Source organism: Rheinheimera aquimaris, from assembly GCF_020531985.1.
GTDB classification, from domain to species: Bacteria; Pseudomonadota; Gammaproteobacteria; order Enterobacterales; family Alteromonadaceae; genus Alishewanella; species Alishewanella aquimaris.
The window spans coordinates 90,014-104,503 of record NZ_JAJAVQ010000002.1 but is presented as its reverse complement, the minus strand read 5'-3'; the positions used below and the strand labels follow the sequence as shown (position 1 = coordinate 104,503).

Genomic DNA, 14,490 nt, shown 5'->3' with positions numbered 1-14,490 from the left:
AGAACCGGATGACATTTCGCCTGCAACTTTCTGCATTAAGTATCAGCTGCGCGCTGGTATTAAACGCCTGTGCCAAAGCACCGACGGAGCAGACTGAACCCTCTGGCAAAGCAGCTGCTGTCTGGCCAGAGCTGACATTGCCGGTAGCACAGGATCCGGCTATGGAGCAGCGTATCAGCGATATGCTGGCCGATATGACTCTGGCACAAAAAATAGCCCAGATGATCCAGCCGGAAATCCGCGATATTACCGTTGAAGACATGCGTAAATATGGTTTTGGCTCCTACCTCAATGGCGGTGGAGCTTTTCCGGACAACAACAAACATGCCACCCCGGCAGACTGGATAGCACTGGCCGAGGCCATGTATCAGGCATCAATTGACGACAGCCTCGACGGCAGCCGCATTCCAACCATGTGGGGTACCGATGCGGTACACGGCCACAATAATGTGATCGGCGCGACCTTGTTTCCACACAATATTGGCCTGGGTGCAGCGAATAACCCGGCGTTAATTGAGCAGATTGCAGCAGTGACTGCGCGTGAAGTGATGGTAACCGGTATTGACTGGGTATTCGCACCTACGGTAGCAGTGGTGCGCGATGACCGCTGGGGCCGAACCTATGAAGGTTATTCGGAAGATCCAGACATCGTGCGCGACTACGCCGCGGCTATTGTTACCGGTTTACAGGGCGCCGCCGATAAAGATTTTCTCGGCGAGCAGCGCGTCATCAGTACCGTTAAGCACTTCCTCGGCGATGGCGGCACTGAAGGCGGTGACGATCAGGGTGATAATATCGCCAGCGAGCAAGACTTATTCCGCATCCATGCGCAGGGTTATGTCGGCGGCTTACAAGCCGGTGCACAAAGCGTAATGGCATCGTTTAACAGCTGGCATGGCGAAAAAATTCACGGCAGTAAGTATTTACTCACCGACGTATTAAAAGATCGTATGGGCTTCGATGGCTTTGTTGTCGGCGACTGGAATGGCCACGGCCAGATCCCGGGCTGCAGCAACGACAACTGTGCCCAGGCAGCACTGGCCGGGCTTGATGTGTATATGGTGCCAACACCCGCCTGGAAACCGCTGTATGAAAACCTGCTGGCCCAGACCGAAAGCGGCCAGATACCACTAAGCCGGATTGATGATGCTGTACGGCGCATTTTACGGGTAAAACTGCGCGCTGGCTTATTTGATAAACCCAGCCCGGCTAAGCGGCCATTATCGGGCAAAACCGAATTGATTGGCTCAAGCGAACACCGGGCTGTAGCGCGCCAGGCCGTGCAGCAGTCACTGGTGCTGCTGAAAAATAACGACGCAACCTTGCCACTTAATCCCAAGCAGCACATTCTGGTGACCGGTATCGGTGCTGATAATATCGGTATGCAATCCGGCGGCTGGACCATCAGCTGGCAGGGCACCGGCAACAGCAACAGCGACTTCCCCGGTGGCAGTTCAATCTATGCCGGTATTGCCAAAGCCGTTGCCGCAGCAGGTGGCAGCACTGAGCTGAGCGCGGATGGCAGTTACAACAGCAAGCCTGATGTTGCCGTTGTGGTATTTGGTGAACAGCCCTATGCCGAAGGCAATGGTGATCTGGATAACCTTGAATATCAGCGCGGCAATAAAACCGATTTGGCCTTGCTTAAAAAGCTCAAAGCAGACGGCGTTAAAGTGGTTTCGCTGTTTATCAGCGGCCGGACAATGTGGGTTAACCCGGAGCTTAATGCTTCGGATGCCTTTGTCGCTATCTGGCTACCAGGCAGTGAAGGTGCGGCTATAGCGGATGTGATCGTCGCCAACACAGATGGCAGCGTGAATAAAGACTTCCATGGCAAATTATCGTTCAGCTGGCCTGCCACGCCACAGCAAATCGTTAACCGGGGCGATGCCAGCTACCAGCCACTGCTGCCATATGGCTTTGGCCTGCGCTACGGTGATACCAGTACGCTGAGTAATGCACTACCAGAGCAGGTAGAAACCAGCCAGAACCTGCAGGACCTGGTGCTGTTTGAACGCGCAGTGAAACCACCTTATCAGCTGATGCTGCACAGCGATGGCAGCAGTAAAGCTATGAACAGCAGCGTCGAACAGCTGGGCAATATTGCCGTACGCACCTTCGACAAAGCCGTGCAGGAAGATGCCCGCCGCCTCAGTTTTAGCGGCCCGGCGAAGGTAAGCCTGAGCAGTGCCTTCCCGGCCGATTTACGCTCTTATCAGGAGGCCTCCGCCGCACTGGTACTGCAGCTGAAACGCACGGGTAAGGTGCCGGATAACGTTGTGCTGGGCATGGATTGCGCCCAAAGCTGTGACAGCGCGTTAAACATTGCGCCGCAACTGCAGGCGATGGCTGATGATAGCTGGCAAACACTGAGTGTAGATTTAGCCTGCTTTGGCCGCGCCGGAGCGGATTTCAGCCAAATATTCACACCCGTGTCGTTGACCAGTGCCGCCCCGTTAGTGTTAAGCTTGGCCGATATCCGGCTGGTGCCTGCATCTGCAGAAACTGCCAATATGTCCTGTAGCGGAGACTAACCTATGCGCCGTCAGCTTCTGTCGTTGTTTACCTGTACTGTTCTGGCCGGCTGTCAGCTGGCACCACCGGCTACAGAACAGCCAAGCGAACAACCCGCACCGGCAGAGCAAGCAACTGAGCCGGGCTGGCAACTGGTATGGCAGGACGAATTTGACGGCAACAGCATAGATTCAACCAAATGGGGTTTTGAGCAAAACTGTCAGGGTGGCGGTAACAATGAGCTGCAGTGCTACACCAACCGGCGTGAAAATGCCTATGTTGAAAACGGTATCCTGCATATTGTTGCCCGCAAGGAAACTTACACCGGCGCTGCACTGAACGAAGACGACCCGGCGCATAGCCCGCATCAGCGCAAAACCCAGCCGTATACCTCGGCCAGGCTGCGCAGTAAAGGCAAGGGCGACTGGCTGTATGGCCGCTTTGAAATCCGCGCCAAATTGCCACACGGGCAGGGCAGCTGGCCGGCGATCTGGATGCTACCAACTGACTGGCATTACGGCAGCTGGCCGTTGTCAGGCGAAATCGACATTATGGAAGCTGTGAACCTGGGCACCGTATCTGACGAGCCCAGTGCGCTGGCCGACGAGCGCGAGCGCCGCGTGCACGGTACCCTGCATTACGGCAAACTGCCGCCGGATAACGTTTACAGCGGCAAAAGCTATAAGCTGCGCGATGACAAAAGCCCCTCAGATGCGTTTTATACTTATGCTATTGAATGGGAAGCCGGCGAAATCCGCTGGTATGTTGACGATGTGTTATATGCCACCCAACGCAGCAGCGACTGGTATACTGCCGCCAGTTACAGCCGCGATGACGTAGGGCCGCATGCGCCTTTTGATCAGCGCTTTCATCTGCTGCTGAATTTAGCCGTTGGCGGCAACTGGGCCGGTAATGTGAATGAAAAAGGCGTTGATGCCAGCGCCTACCCGCAAAGCCTGCAAATAGACTATGTGCGGGTTTATCAGCGCTAACGGTTTAGCCGGTTAAGCAGCATTGCCCGAAGCTTGCGGGCCGTATGCTCCAGCATCGGCGCCAGCACACCGCGTTTTTCTGCCGGCAAGTGAGCACTGGTCTGGTCGTTGGCGTTAAACACATAATGCTCAAATTGTTGCTGCCAGATTTGCCGCTGCGACGGCGGCAAGTCGCGGATACTCAGCATTGCATGCAGCAAGGCATCTGTTGGCAAACCGCAGTACGACGGCGTTTGGCGCCACCAGTAATTAACCAGCACATTCAGCTCACTTAACCCTTCTACCTGATGCCACCACATAGACGGAATATAAATAGCATCTCCGGCTTCCAACTCGGCGACCAGCGCATGTTGCTGCGCGTCACGGTATTTCGGATAGCGCGCAAAATCGGGTTGGCGTGCATCTACCATACTGACCGGCTGCCCGGCCGGGGTAAAATCGAGTGGCCCCGGGTACAGGTTAGCCAGCTGCTGTGGCGCAAACAGTGTAAAACGCCGCTTACCGGCGCCAACGCAGGCAATATTATCTGGCACGTCGTAATGCGCTACCACATGGCTGCGATTACCCAGCCATAAACTTATCAGAGGCGTTACTCCATCCAGTTGCAGCGGGTTCTGTGCGGTCAGGCCAGGCGTGCAATAGTCAGCGGTGGTCGAACCCATGTAAAATACCGGTGCATCGCTACAGCCGCTATGCTGCAAAATACCATCGAGCACCGCATCTAACCGGGTTTGACGCTGGCTGAAGTTAAAGCCGCTCATATCAGCGTTGTAAAAAAACCGGCCGCCAGCTTCGGGCTCAGCAAAAAACGCCTGCACCGGCACGCCCGGGTACAGGCTGCGCAGATAATCAGCGACAGCCTGATCAGACCGCAGCGCCTGTTGTACCAACGGCCAGTGCTTTACCAGATTACGCAGCACCAATGGCGTAGTACGGCCACTCAGTTGGGTGCTCAGTGCAAAGTTGCTGTCGCAATCTATCTGTTCAATGCTCTGCATCGTCAATCCGTCTCTGTCGCCCGCGTTGTCTCAGCCGGGCTGGTTTTCCATCTTACTCAGTAGCTTGGCAATATTACCGGTCGATGCCTGCATCAGATACAGTGCCTGCAAATAGCCCTGGTGCTGCAGCAACTGCAGTTGTTCTGCCGTTAACTTATTCAGTTTGTCAGTCGCCACGCTGTGCAGCCCGGTCAGCTTATGCACAGCGCCGTGGTAACTCAGCTCCAGCGTGGTACTTTGCAGTAACTCCAGCTCTGCCAGGGTCTGGCAGAATGCCTGGTTTTGCTGATGACCATGCTGAATTTGCTGCAGTACCGCAGTGGCCTGCTGCAACAGCGGACTACTGCCACCATCCGGCAGAAACACCGGTTCGCCCTGTGTCTGGCTAACACGAGGGTGATCCAAATCGATACACACTACCGGTACCTGCTGCGGTACGCCGTTTTCAACCTGTTGCTGAAAACCGATTAAAAACGGTTGCCGCTGCATACTCAGGGGCACATAACCGGCCTGCCAGCCTTGCGGCTGCAAAAATAGATTTTGCCCCGGTTTTAACCCCAGCAAAGCAACCGGCTCATAACTGTTGTTGTCACTCTTATGGCGGAAAAACAGCGGATACCAGCTTTGCAGCTGCATAAATTCGCTGATAAAGGCGGTAGTCAGGCTGACATTGTCGCCAAAATCAGCGCCACGCTGGCTGATAATTCTAATGTCTTTATGGCTGATGTTGTCCAGTACGGCATGCTGTGCCATAGCAACTCCTGTCAATGTAATAACGCGCCCGGCTAACAAAAAGCCGCTGGTGTCAGCGGCTTTTTAGCGTAGCAAACTGCGCCAATGCTTAGAAGGTGTAACGTACGCCTAAATTGTAACGGGCGCCATACTGGTAACCACGCAGGAACTGCTCTTTAAAGCGAACATAAGTACGCTGCGTTTCTTCAGTAATGTTCAGGCCTTCAACAAATACTGTCAGGTTGTCGGTGACCGCGTAATTTACGTTAAAGTCCCACTGGCCGTAAGCTTCAGTAAATACCGGTGCCGAGTGCTGGTCAAAGCCTGACAGGAACTCATCACGCCAGTTGTATGAAATACGCATAGACAAGCCGTAGTTTTCATAAATCAGCGACATATTGGCAGAGTCACTCAGGCCTGGCAGGGCAAACTGGTAACCAATAGCGTTTACGTCAGCCTCAACGTCACCGTATACCAGCGTGGCGTTAGCCTGCACACCAAAGCCGGTTTCACCGAACATATGCTGTGCAGCCAGCTCCCAACCCCACAGGTTAGCGGTTTCTACGTTTGTATCACGCGATACCGAGAATACCGTCAGCGGGTCATTCTCATCACCGGTGATAGGCGTGCCCTGTGGCGTACCCTGATTAGCATTGATCTGGTCATGAATCGCCTGGTCGGTTGGCTGTAAACCCGCCGCGACTAAATCAGCAATGGCCTGCTCTGCACGCGGGCCGATAAACGGATCGCGGATACCGGCCAGATTTTCTTCCGATGTGGTTTTCACCAGGAAGTTTTCTACCTGCTTACGGTAGTAGCCGGCAGAAACATAACTACCTGGCTGGTAGTAATATTCCAGCGACAGGTCGATGTTATCCGCCGTATAAGGCTTCAGTGCCGGGTTACCAACGGTAACCTTACGCTGGCCTACTTTCGGGTTACCATCAAATGACGTGGTTGAACGCAGCGCACCCACAGGTGGGCGGGTCAGCGAACGGCTGTATGAGAAACGGCCAATCAAATCGTCTTTGATTTCGATATTCATATCGACGTTAGGTAAAAACTCGCGGGTTTTACCTTCGCCGTCAGAGAATGAACGGTCTGTCGCATAGGTATAAGCCCATTCGTTACCGTTAACCCACTGCATGCTGACCGCCGGGCGCTCTAAGCTGTTGGCCGTAACATCAGTCTGCTCATAGCGTAAGCCGGTGGTGATGTTAATTGGCATGCCGTTAAACTCAGACTCAAAGCGGGCCTGGGTATAAAACGACAGCGTTTCTTCACTTACCCGGTGATCATCGTCAATAGGGCCGGCACCAAATACGCCACCCAGCTCAGCCGGCCAGCTACAGGCACCAATACCGGCGTCTACATTGTCACAGTCGATACTTTCGGCAATATCGACCACGTCGTAGAAGTCGGCCATGTAGAAGTAATTAATTTTCTTATCGCTGCCACCACCTGAGAACTGATCCAGCAGGCTGCTGGTGTCTACACGGTAGAACATATCATCCGGATACCAGTCGGCAGACCATAACCACCAACCGGCAGCCAGCTGACCTGAGTAAGCGTTGGTCGAACGGAAAGACGTATCAGTGTATGCGGCACCGAAATCGATCGCGACCAGCGCAGAGTTGCTGCTGTTCAGCCATTGGCCTTTGAGCTGCACCTGATCCATTTCGTTTTTGTCTTCATTCTTACTGACACCACCAAACAGCGAGCCCATATCTTGCGGCAGCAATTCCGCCTGGCCATTGGTCAGTGTGAAGTCGATAACCGGAATACCGCCGGCAGTAAATGCAGCTGATTTCGTTTCTAAATTTGCCGTCGCGTTAGGATGGTCTGCATTACCGCCCCATGAAGTGTTACCAATTATCATATAGGCATCGTGGCCCAGGCCCGTACCCATGCTAACAGCTTCCGAACTGTGCGCGTCCAGCTCCAGGTGCAGGGCATCGTTTACCTGCCATTCCAGGTTCAGGCCTAGTGATTTATTTTCACTGGCGCTGCCGTTGCGGTTCAGGTTAGTTGCGAAGTCACCATTGACTTCGGTCATGTCAACGTAGGTACCGTTTTCATTGATGGTGGCGCTTTTTACGTTACCACCATTGTTAAACCAGATACCAAAACCAACGCGTTCAACGTCCAGTTCTGTTTTGGAATAGGTGTAATCGAGCGTCGCTTTAAAGGCGTCACTTGGTGCAAACTGCAGCACAACCTGGCCGTTAGTGCGCTTGCGGTCATTGTCGAGCATCTCGTAACCAGCATTTTGCGGATACCAGGTGTTGCCATCGGCCCGTTGGTTGTTATCGGTCAGTTGCAGATCCGGTGAAATGGACAAATCCACATTCGGGATCCAGTTATCAACTGCCATGCCCTCAGCACGGTTATTACGCTCCTGAACTGAACCTGATACCAGAATACCAAACGTATCGTCAGCAAAGGTGTTACTGAAAATCGCAGATACTTCCGGTGTTAAATCATCACCCACTTCATTTGAGGTATCATGCACGGCCTTAACACCCACCGAGGCTTTAAGACCCGGGTTGGCCAGTGGCCGCGCAGTAGAGATATTTACCGTGGCACCAATACCACCACTTGGTACGTCAGCACGGGCTGTTTTATGTACCTGCACACCGCTGACACCTTCAGTCGCGATGTTACCAAAATCAAATGAACGGCCACCGCCGGTCGTCGGCATCTGCCGGCCATTCAGTGTAACCAGGTTAAATTCAGGGCCAAAACCCCGTACGGTAATTTTACTGCCTTCGTTGTTACTGCGGTCAATTGATACGCCGGTAATACGCTGCAATGACTCAGCAAGGTTGGTATCAGGGAACTTACCGATATCTTCTGCCGTGATGGCATCTACCACGCCGGTTGATTCACGTTTAATGTCCATCGACTTGGCCAGACTGCCGCGAATACCGGTCACCTGGATCACTTCAACGTCAGTGGTTGCTGCCACATCGTCATTAGCAGAAACCGGCGCCAGTGCACCCGCTCCCGTAATCAGTGACAAACTGAGCGCCAAGCGCGACAGTTTGAAACGTGTCTGGTTCATACCCTCTCTCCCGTGTTTGCTGAGTATTTAGTGTTTTTGTTGTTTGGTAGCGCTTACATATCTCCGTAAGCGGCGGAAAGCTGAAATGTAAGCGCTTACAAAGCGTAGATGATTAAAAATCGCCCGTCAATAGTGCCGCCATAAAAAGCCGTACCAAATTGGGGCAAAACGTGAAGCCATGATTACTTTTACATTAAGATTCAAAGATTAAGATTGCACCAAATAAAAACCAGCAACAGCGAACCGCCCTGAATTAGTGCAACAGACAGATGCGATATATATATGTTTTTCAGCATCTTTTTGCAGATGCTTTATACTGCCGCAAGCTGAAACAACCACATTCATTATTATGAACGCAGAAGTAAAAATTGAAGACTTGATTGAAGGCAGCGGTAAAGCCGCAAAACGCGGCGCGTTAGTCACCGCGCATTATAGGGGCTGGTTAGAAGATGGCACCGAGTTTGATTCCTCCTACAAGCGCGGCGAGCCGTTTCAGATAGTGCTGAGTAATAATCGGGTAATTCAGGGCTGGATTTTAGGCTTAAAAGGCATGAAAACCGGCGGCAAACGCAAGCTCTGGGTACCGGCGGAGCTAGCCTACGGCGAGCGGCAGATTGGCACTATGATCCCACCGAACAGTAACCTGATTTTTGAGATTGAACTGCTGGAAGTGCTGACCCGGGATGATTAGCAACTCTGCAGTAATAAAAGACGCCATAGCTTTCTTTCTGTTCAGCCTGCTTTTATTTGCAGGCTGCTGGACGCTATTGCACGAAGTACAAACGCAATGTGCCGAGCTAATCAGCGCAAAGCCACTTATCGTATTAAGCAGCTTTCATGGTTACTTGCCGGGTGCACTACTGGCGCTGGTATTTATGACAGGCTATGCCGCTAACCGGCTTTGGCGGGGTCTGCGCCAGCAAACGTTATCTGCAAATAACGGTAAGCTGACAGCAATCGGTGTGCTAACCGGTTTAGCTTTGGTGGTTATCGGTAACTTTGTCATTAACGCTTATTGGCAGAATAAAGCCGAGTATGCCGGCTACAAGCCTTGCCCGACACTGACATTGCTAACAAACCGCATAACGATGCAGGCCTGGAGTAAAAACGAGGCATTGTGTTTTGATACTGATGTAAGACGGATTATCGTCCGCGGCACACCAGATGAAACACGCCAATTAGCTGCGCACCTTAACGCCCGAGCAAAACAACAACAGGCTAAACAGCAGTTTTTGCAGCAAGAAGCACAAAGAAAACCCGATAACTCAAAAGGTTAAATAACACAAAGCATTCCACTTGTGTTGATCAGCCGCTAAGATAGCAGCCTGTTTGCTATGGATAGCCCGTTATGACCAAACCACATTACTTTTACGCCACGCTGTTCATTGCACTGCTGATTTTTATAGCCTGCCTGATGATGAATGGCCCGATGCGTCCCGGCTTACCGGTCGGCGACGATTTAGCCACCCGGCTAAGTTATATCAATAGCAACCTGACGTTATGGCAATGGGGCTGGCTTAGCTGGATGCTGGCCGCGCTGAGTTTGCTGGCGTTTGCGGTAATGCTGTCCACCGAACTGAAACCGGGCGCCGCCCGCCAGTATGGCGTGTTGTTGGTGGCGCTGGGTATGGCGCCCGATCTGATGGCTGAAACCCTGTACGCCTTTGTCATGCCGCATATCGCTATTGAGCAACTGGCCTTGCTGCAATTTATAGATGTACTGGCCATGCACCTGACCGGCTTTTTGGGGAATGGCTTATACAATATTAGCGGTTTGCTGCTGACACTGGCGCTGCTAAAGCAGCAACCGGCATTAAAACTGTGGTTATATCCGGGCCTTGTTGCCTGGCTGCTCGGTTTAGGCTTATCGGTGGCCATTGCGCTACAGCAGTTAAAACTGGCGGAATATTTTACAGCCGCCAGTATGGTGTTAAGTACCGGCTGGTTTGTGCTAATCGCATGGAAATTATGGGGCACACCGCATGCACGCCGCACTTAAGGTTATTCATCTTGGCTCGCTGGTAATGTGGTTAGGCCCGGCGTTCGGCTCCTGGCTGGTACTGCGTTATATGCAGCAGCAAGATGGCGAGCTATCGCGCGCTACCGCCAAAGTGTACCGGGTGTTTTTCTGGACGCTTACACTGGAACATATCGCCTTAGTTACCCTGCTGATAAGCGGCGCCACTATGGCTTTTATGTATGGCTTTATCAGCATGCCGTGGTTGCAGCAAAAGCTCTGGCTGGTGCTTTTAATCATTGTGCAGCTGGAAATTGTCGATATCTGGCTGGGTAACTGGAAGGTAAAACAGCTCATCGCTAAGCGCAGCGCAGGTAGCGCCTTAACACCACGCCAGCAGGCGCTAGTGCAGTTTTACCATAAAGCGTTTACCAATCTGGCGCTTATTACGCTACCCGCTACCGTGTTGGTAATAATGTGGCTGGCGGTGTCAAAACAAGCACTGTGGTGAGGTTGGAGTAACCAGCTTTACCGTAATTCGAACCTGAAAAATTTCATTATTCTGACATGTATTCAAAGTGCGGGAGGCTGTAAACATGTATAAATTTTGTCCTCATTGTAAAACACACAGGCTTTCTATCTGGCGTAATATTTTTCTTCACCCAACACTTCCATCTGAGTGCCCTAACTGCAAACAACAGTATGTACTATCCAAGCTAGGATTCTTATATCGGAGTCTGTTCTTTATACTTTTTGTCGGCCTGACAAGTTACTTGCTTGCAGATATTTATAACCACAGACACGTTATCTTTTGGAGCACCCCAATCGGTTTGCTACTGGGCTCTTTTATATCAAATCCAGTGCCACACAGAGGTGATAAACCAGCTGCTCGTTAAGCTATAAGGGTCATATTAAGCCCTAATATCAGACTTTTCGATTACGCCAGAAGCCTGGCCTGAGGCTTTGGTGCATTACGGCAACTACATATAGCTCGTTATTAAATGGAAAGTACACTACAGCGAAAGGAAAACGATGCAGAAGAAAACGGCGTGCCTTTTTACCGAACTTTGGCCAGCTTTGCGGCATTTGGCTTATTAAGCTGTAGGCGGACTCCAGTTCGTTGATAAAGTCATCACCCAGCCCATCTAACTGCAATTGATACCAATTGTAAGCATCGGCAATGTCATGATAGACCGCGGGGTGAAACTTAAGCGGTGTCATTTAGCCTGGTCTTTACCCAACTGCTTTTTTATATCCTGCCATGACACAGCGGCTACATAACCGGCTTCAATTTCGCCTACACGCTGTTCAGTTGTTGCCAGCCACTGCTGTTCGGCATCATCATTCTGTTGCTGATCGAGGCTGGCGATCAGCGCATGTGCCAGCTTAGCCCGTTCATCTGCAGTCAGGCGTTTACTGGACGCCAGTACTTGTTCAAATAAGGTAGTCATGTTTGCTGCCTTAACGCTGTGGAATTTTGATTGTAGCAGTTTGGTTTACTGAGCCAAGCCGGGGAAACAGCAATAAAAAAGGCCATCACAGTAAACTTTTGATGGCCTTATTATTTTTCAACGTAAATTATTCTACTGTCACACTCTTCGCCAGGTTGCGTGGCTGGTCTACGTCGGTGCCTTTGATAATGGCAACGTAGTAGCTCAGCAACTGCAGTGGCAGGGTGTAGACGATAGGTGCCAGGATGTCGGCGACGTGTGGCACGTTGATTACGCGCATGGTGTCGTCAGACTGGAATTTAGCATCGGCGTCGGCGAATACGTACAGAATACCGCCACGGGCGCGCACTTCTTCGACGTTTGATTTCAGCTTTTCCAATAAGTCGTTGTTTGGCGCCACCACGATAATTGGCATTTGTGCGTCGATCAGCGCCAGTGGGCCGTGTTTTAACTCGCCGGCTGCATAGGCTTCGGCGTGAATGTAGGAAATCTCTTTTAACTTTAACGCGCCTTCCATTGCGATTGGGTACTGATCGCCACGGCCTAAGAATAGCGAGTGGTGCTTGTCGGCAAACTCTTCTGCCAGGGCTTCAATTTGTGGCGCTAAGGTTAAGGTTTGCTCCAGTTTTGCTGGCAGGCTCTTTAAGGCGTCGGTCAGTTCGCGCTGCTGCGCGCCGGTTAAGCCGTTGTACTTACCAATGGCCATGGTCAGCATGGCCAGGCCAACTAACTGCGTAGTAAAGGCTTTGGTTGAAGCGACACCGATTTCAGCGCCGGCGCGGGTCATAAAGGCTAAGTCTGATTCGCGCACCAGGGATGAACCGGCTACGTTACAAATCGTTAAGCTGCCTAAGTAACCGGCTTCTTTTGCCAGACGCAGCGCGGCTAGCGTGTCGGCGGTTTCGCCTGATTGCGAAATGCTGACCAGCAGGCTGTTTGGCTGTACGAACGATTTGCGGTAACGGAACTCAGAGGCGATTTCAACGTTACAGGAAATGCCGCCTAACGACTCTAACCAGTAGCGCGCCACCATACCTGAATGGTAACTGGTACCACAGGCGACGATTTGAACATGTTTTACTTTTTTGAACAGTTCAGCCGCGCCGTTACCGAAGGTTTCATCCAGTACAGAATCGGCACTTAAGCGGCCTTCCAGCGTGTTATTGATCGCATGGGGCTGCTCGTAGATTTCTTTTAGCATAAAGTGGCGGTACTGGCCTTTGTCGCCGGCGTCGTAGCTGACGTTTGACTCGTGTACTTCACGCTCTACCGGCTTGCCGTCTTTATCGAAAATACTGATGCTGTGGCGGGTGATTTCGGCTACGTCACCTTCTTCTAAGAAGATAAAACGGCGGGTTACCGGCAACAGCGCCAGCTGATCCGAGGCGATAAAGTTCTCACCTATACCTAAACCAATTACCAGCGGGCTGCCTGAGCGGGCCACGACTACACGGCTGCTGTCGGTTTTATCCAGTAATACCGTGCCGTAAGCACCGTGCAGCTGCTTAACAGATTTTTGTACTGCGGCCAGCAATGAACCAGCGCTTTTCAGCTCTTCTTCGACTAAATGGGCGATAACTTCAGTATCGGTATCCGAGGTAAACACATAGCCTTTGGCTTTTAGTGCTTCACGCAGTGGCGCGTGGTTTTCAATAATACCGTTATGCACCACGGTAATGTTGCTCGACACATGCGGGTGCGCATTGCGCTCGCTTGGCTCGCCATGGGTAGCCCAGCGGGTATGAGCAATACCGGTGCCGCCGGCGACTGGCTTTTCTGCCACCGCATCTGACAGTTCTTTTACTTTACCCAAGCGGCGCAGGCGGGTGAGTTCGCCGCTTTCAGTAACCACAGCCACACCGGCTGAGTCATAACCACGGTATTCCAACCGGCGCAGGCCTTCAACCAGAATGTCTACCACATCACGTTGCGCTACGGCGCCAACTATTCCACACATGCGAGCTCTCCATAAATTTCTGATACTTTAACGTTACGGCGTACAGCTGACTCAGGCCTGAACCCGGATCACCTTAACGCCCTGTTGTTCAATCTGTGCTGCATCCGCTGCAGCTAAACCTTCATCGGTAATAAGTACTTTCACCATTGACCAGGGTAATTCCAGGTTATGAATTTTGCGCCCCAGCTTGTCCGACTCCAGCATCACAATCACTTCACGTGCTACTTCGGCCATCACCCGGCTTAAACTGTACAATTCATTATAGGTGGTGGTACCGCGGCCGAGGTCGATGCCATCAGCGCCGATAAACAGCTGATCAAAGTCGTAATTGCGCAGCATTTGCTCGGCCAGCTGGCCCTGAAACGCTTCTGATTGCGGGTCCCAGGTGCCACCGGTCATCAATAAGGTGGGTTCGTTTTCCAGCTCACGCAGCGTATTGGCTATCGCCAGCGAATTGGTCATTACCACCAGGCCGCGCTTGCAGGCAAGCTCTGGTAACAGGGCAGCAGTGGTGCGGCCACTGTCGATAATAATGCGGTAATGATCTTTAATCAGGCTGGCAGCCGCTTTAGCGATGGCTAACTTTCGGTTTGAAACTTTTTCTAAGCTACTGTCACTGACAAAATCCTGCGGTACCGGCACGGCACCGCCGTAACGACGCAGCAGCAAACCGGCTTGTTCCAGCACTGTCAGGTCTTTACGAATCGTCACTTCAGAGGTATTAAACTGCTCGGCCAGTTGCTCTACCGACAGTTCGCCCTGCTGCTGCAGTTGGCTGACAATTAAATGTCGCCGCTGTTGAGTATTTCGCTTGTTCATATCTTT

13 protein-coding genes are annotated in these 14,490 nt (G+C 52.0%); 6 read left to right on the top strand and 7 right to left on the bottom strand.

Features of this window, described 5'->3' with window-relative positions:
• Nucleotides 1–8 precede the first annotated feature (8 nt).
• Together LHL18_RS05415 and LHL18_RS05410 are read left to right on the top strand one after the other, a co-directional pair.
• Nucleotides 9–2,534 (top strand): glycoside hydrolase family 3 protein, encoded by a 2,526-nt coding sequence (locus tag LHL18_RS05415; RefSeq protein WP_226766087.1) that lies wholly within the window; start codon nt 9–11, stop codon nt 2,532–2,534.
• A gap of 3 nt (nt 2,535–2,537) precedes the next feature.
• Nucleotides 2,538–3,506, top strand: a complete 969-nt coding sequence (locus tag LHL18_RS05410; RefSeq protein ID WP_226766086.1) for a glycoside hydrolase family 16 protein — start codon at nt 2,538–2,540, stop codon at nt 3,504–3,506.
• Here LHL18_RS05410 and LHL18_RS05405 read toward each other — a convergent pair.
• From LHL18_RS05405 to LHL18_RS05395, 3 genes are all read right to left on the bottom strand, one after another.
• Nucleotides 3,503–4,504, bottom strand: a complete 1,002-nt coding sequence (locus LHL18_RS05405; protein ID WP_226766085.1) for a cupin-like domain-containing protein — start codon at nt 4,502–4,504, stop codon at nt 3,503–3,505. The two genes, LHL18_RS05410 and LHL18_RS05405, sit on opposite strands and share 4 nt — an antisense overlap.
• Nucleotides 4,505–4,534: 30 nt before the next feature.
• On the bottom strand, nt 4,535–5,257 hold the full coding sequence (locus LHL18_RS05400; RefSeq protein ID WP_226766084.1) for a SapC family protein: 723 nt from the start codon (nt 5,255–5,257) through the stop codon (nt 4,535–4,537).
• 88 nt (nt 5,258–5,345) lie between these two features.
• Nucleotides 5,346–8,300 (bottom strand): TonB-dependent receptor, encoded by a 2,955-nt coding sequence (locus tag LHL18_RS05395; protein ID WP_134053367.1) that lies wholly within the window; start codon nt 8,298–8,300, stop codon nt 5,346–5,348.
• A 349-nt stretch (nt 8,301–8,649) separates the two neighbouring features.
• Here LHL18_RS05395 and LHL18_RS05390 point away from each other — a divergent pair, with 349 nt between their 5' ends.
• The 4 genes from LHL18_RS05390 to LHL18_RS05375 all read left to right on the top strand — a co-directional run bounded on the left by LHL18_RS05390 (nt 8,650) and on the right by LHL18_RS05375 (nt 10,768).
• A complete protein-coding gene (locus LHL18_RS05390) occupies nt 8,650–8,991 on the top strand; it encodes an FKBP-type peptidyl-prolyl cis-trans isomerase (RefSeq protein WP_226766083.1) in 342 nt (113 codons plus the stop codon).
• On the top strand, nt 8,984–9,577 hold the full coding sequence (locus LHL18_RS05385) for a hypothetical protein (protein ID WP_226766082.1): 594 nt from the start codon (nt 8,984–8,986) through the stop codon (nt 9,575–9,577). The genes LHL18_RS05390 and LHL18_RS05385 overlap by 8 nt, the downstream gene beginning before the upstream one ends.
• A 71-nt stretch (nt 9,578–9,648) precedes the next feature.
• The gene (locus LHL18_RS05380) at nt 9,649–10,299 is read left to right on the top strand and encodes a hypothetical protein (protein ID WP_226766081.1); all 651 of its coding nucleotides are present in this window, start codon (nt 9,649–9,651) and stop codon (nt 10,297–10,299) included.
• Nucleotides 10,283–10,768 carry a DUF2269 family protein gene (locus tag LHL18_RS05375; RefSeq protein WP_226766080.1) on the top strand — a complete coding sequence of 162 codons (486 nt, stop codon included), beginning with the start codon at nt 10,283–10,285 and terminating at the stop codon, nt 10,766–10,768. Before LHL18_RS05380 ends, LHL18_RS05375 begins: the two co-directional genes overlap by 17 nt.
• Before the next feature lie 413 nt (nt 10,769–11,181).
• Here LHL18_RS05375 and LHL18_RS05370 read toward each other — a convergent pair whose 3' ends face one another.
• From LHL18_RS05370 to LHL18_RS05355, 4 genes are all read right to left on the bottom strand, one after another.
• Nucleotides 11,182–11,478, bottom strand: coding sequence for a type II toxin-antitoxin system RelE/ParE family toxin (locus tag LHL18_RS05370; protein ID WP_226766079.1), 297 nt, complete (start codon nt 11,476–11,478; stop codon nt 11,182–11,184).
• Nucleotides 11,475–11,708 carry an addiction module protein gene (locus LHL18_RS05365; RefSeq protein ID WP_226766078.1) on the bottom strand — a complete coding sequence of 78 codons (234 nt, stop codon included), beginning with the start codon at nt 11,706–11,708 and terminating at the stop codon, nt 11,475–11,477. The genes LHL18_RS05370 and LHL18_RS05365 overlap by 4 nt, the downstream gene beginning before the upstream one ends.
• A gap of 127 nt (nt 11,709–11,835) precedes the next feature.
• Nucleotides 11,836–13,665 (bottom strand): glutamine--fructose-6-phosphate transaminase (isomerizing), encoded by a 1,830-nt coding sequence (gene glmS / locus LHL18_RS05360; RefSeq protein ID WP_226766077.1) that lies wholly within the window; start codon nt 13,663–13,665, stop codon nt 11,836–11,838.
• 51 nt (nt 13,666–13,716) lie between these two features.
• Nucleotides 13,717–14,484 (bottom strand): DeoR/GlpR family DNA-binding transcription regulator, encoded by a 768-nt coding sequence (locus tag LHL18_RS05355; protein ID WP_226766076.1) that lies wholly within the window; start codon nt 14,482–14,484, stop codon nt 13,717–13,719.
• Between the last annotated feature and the right edge of the window lie 6 nt (nt 14,485–14,490).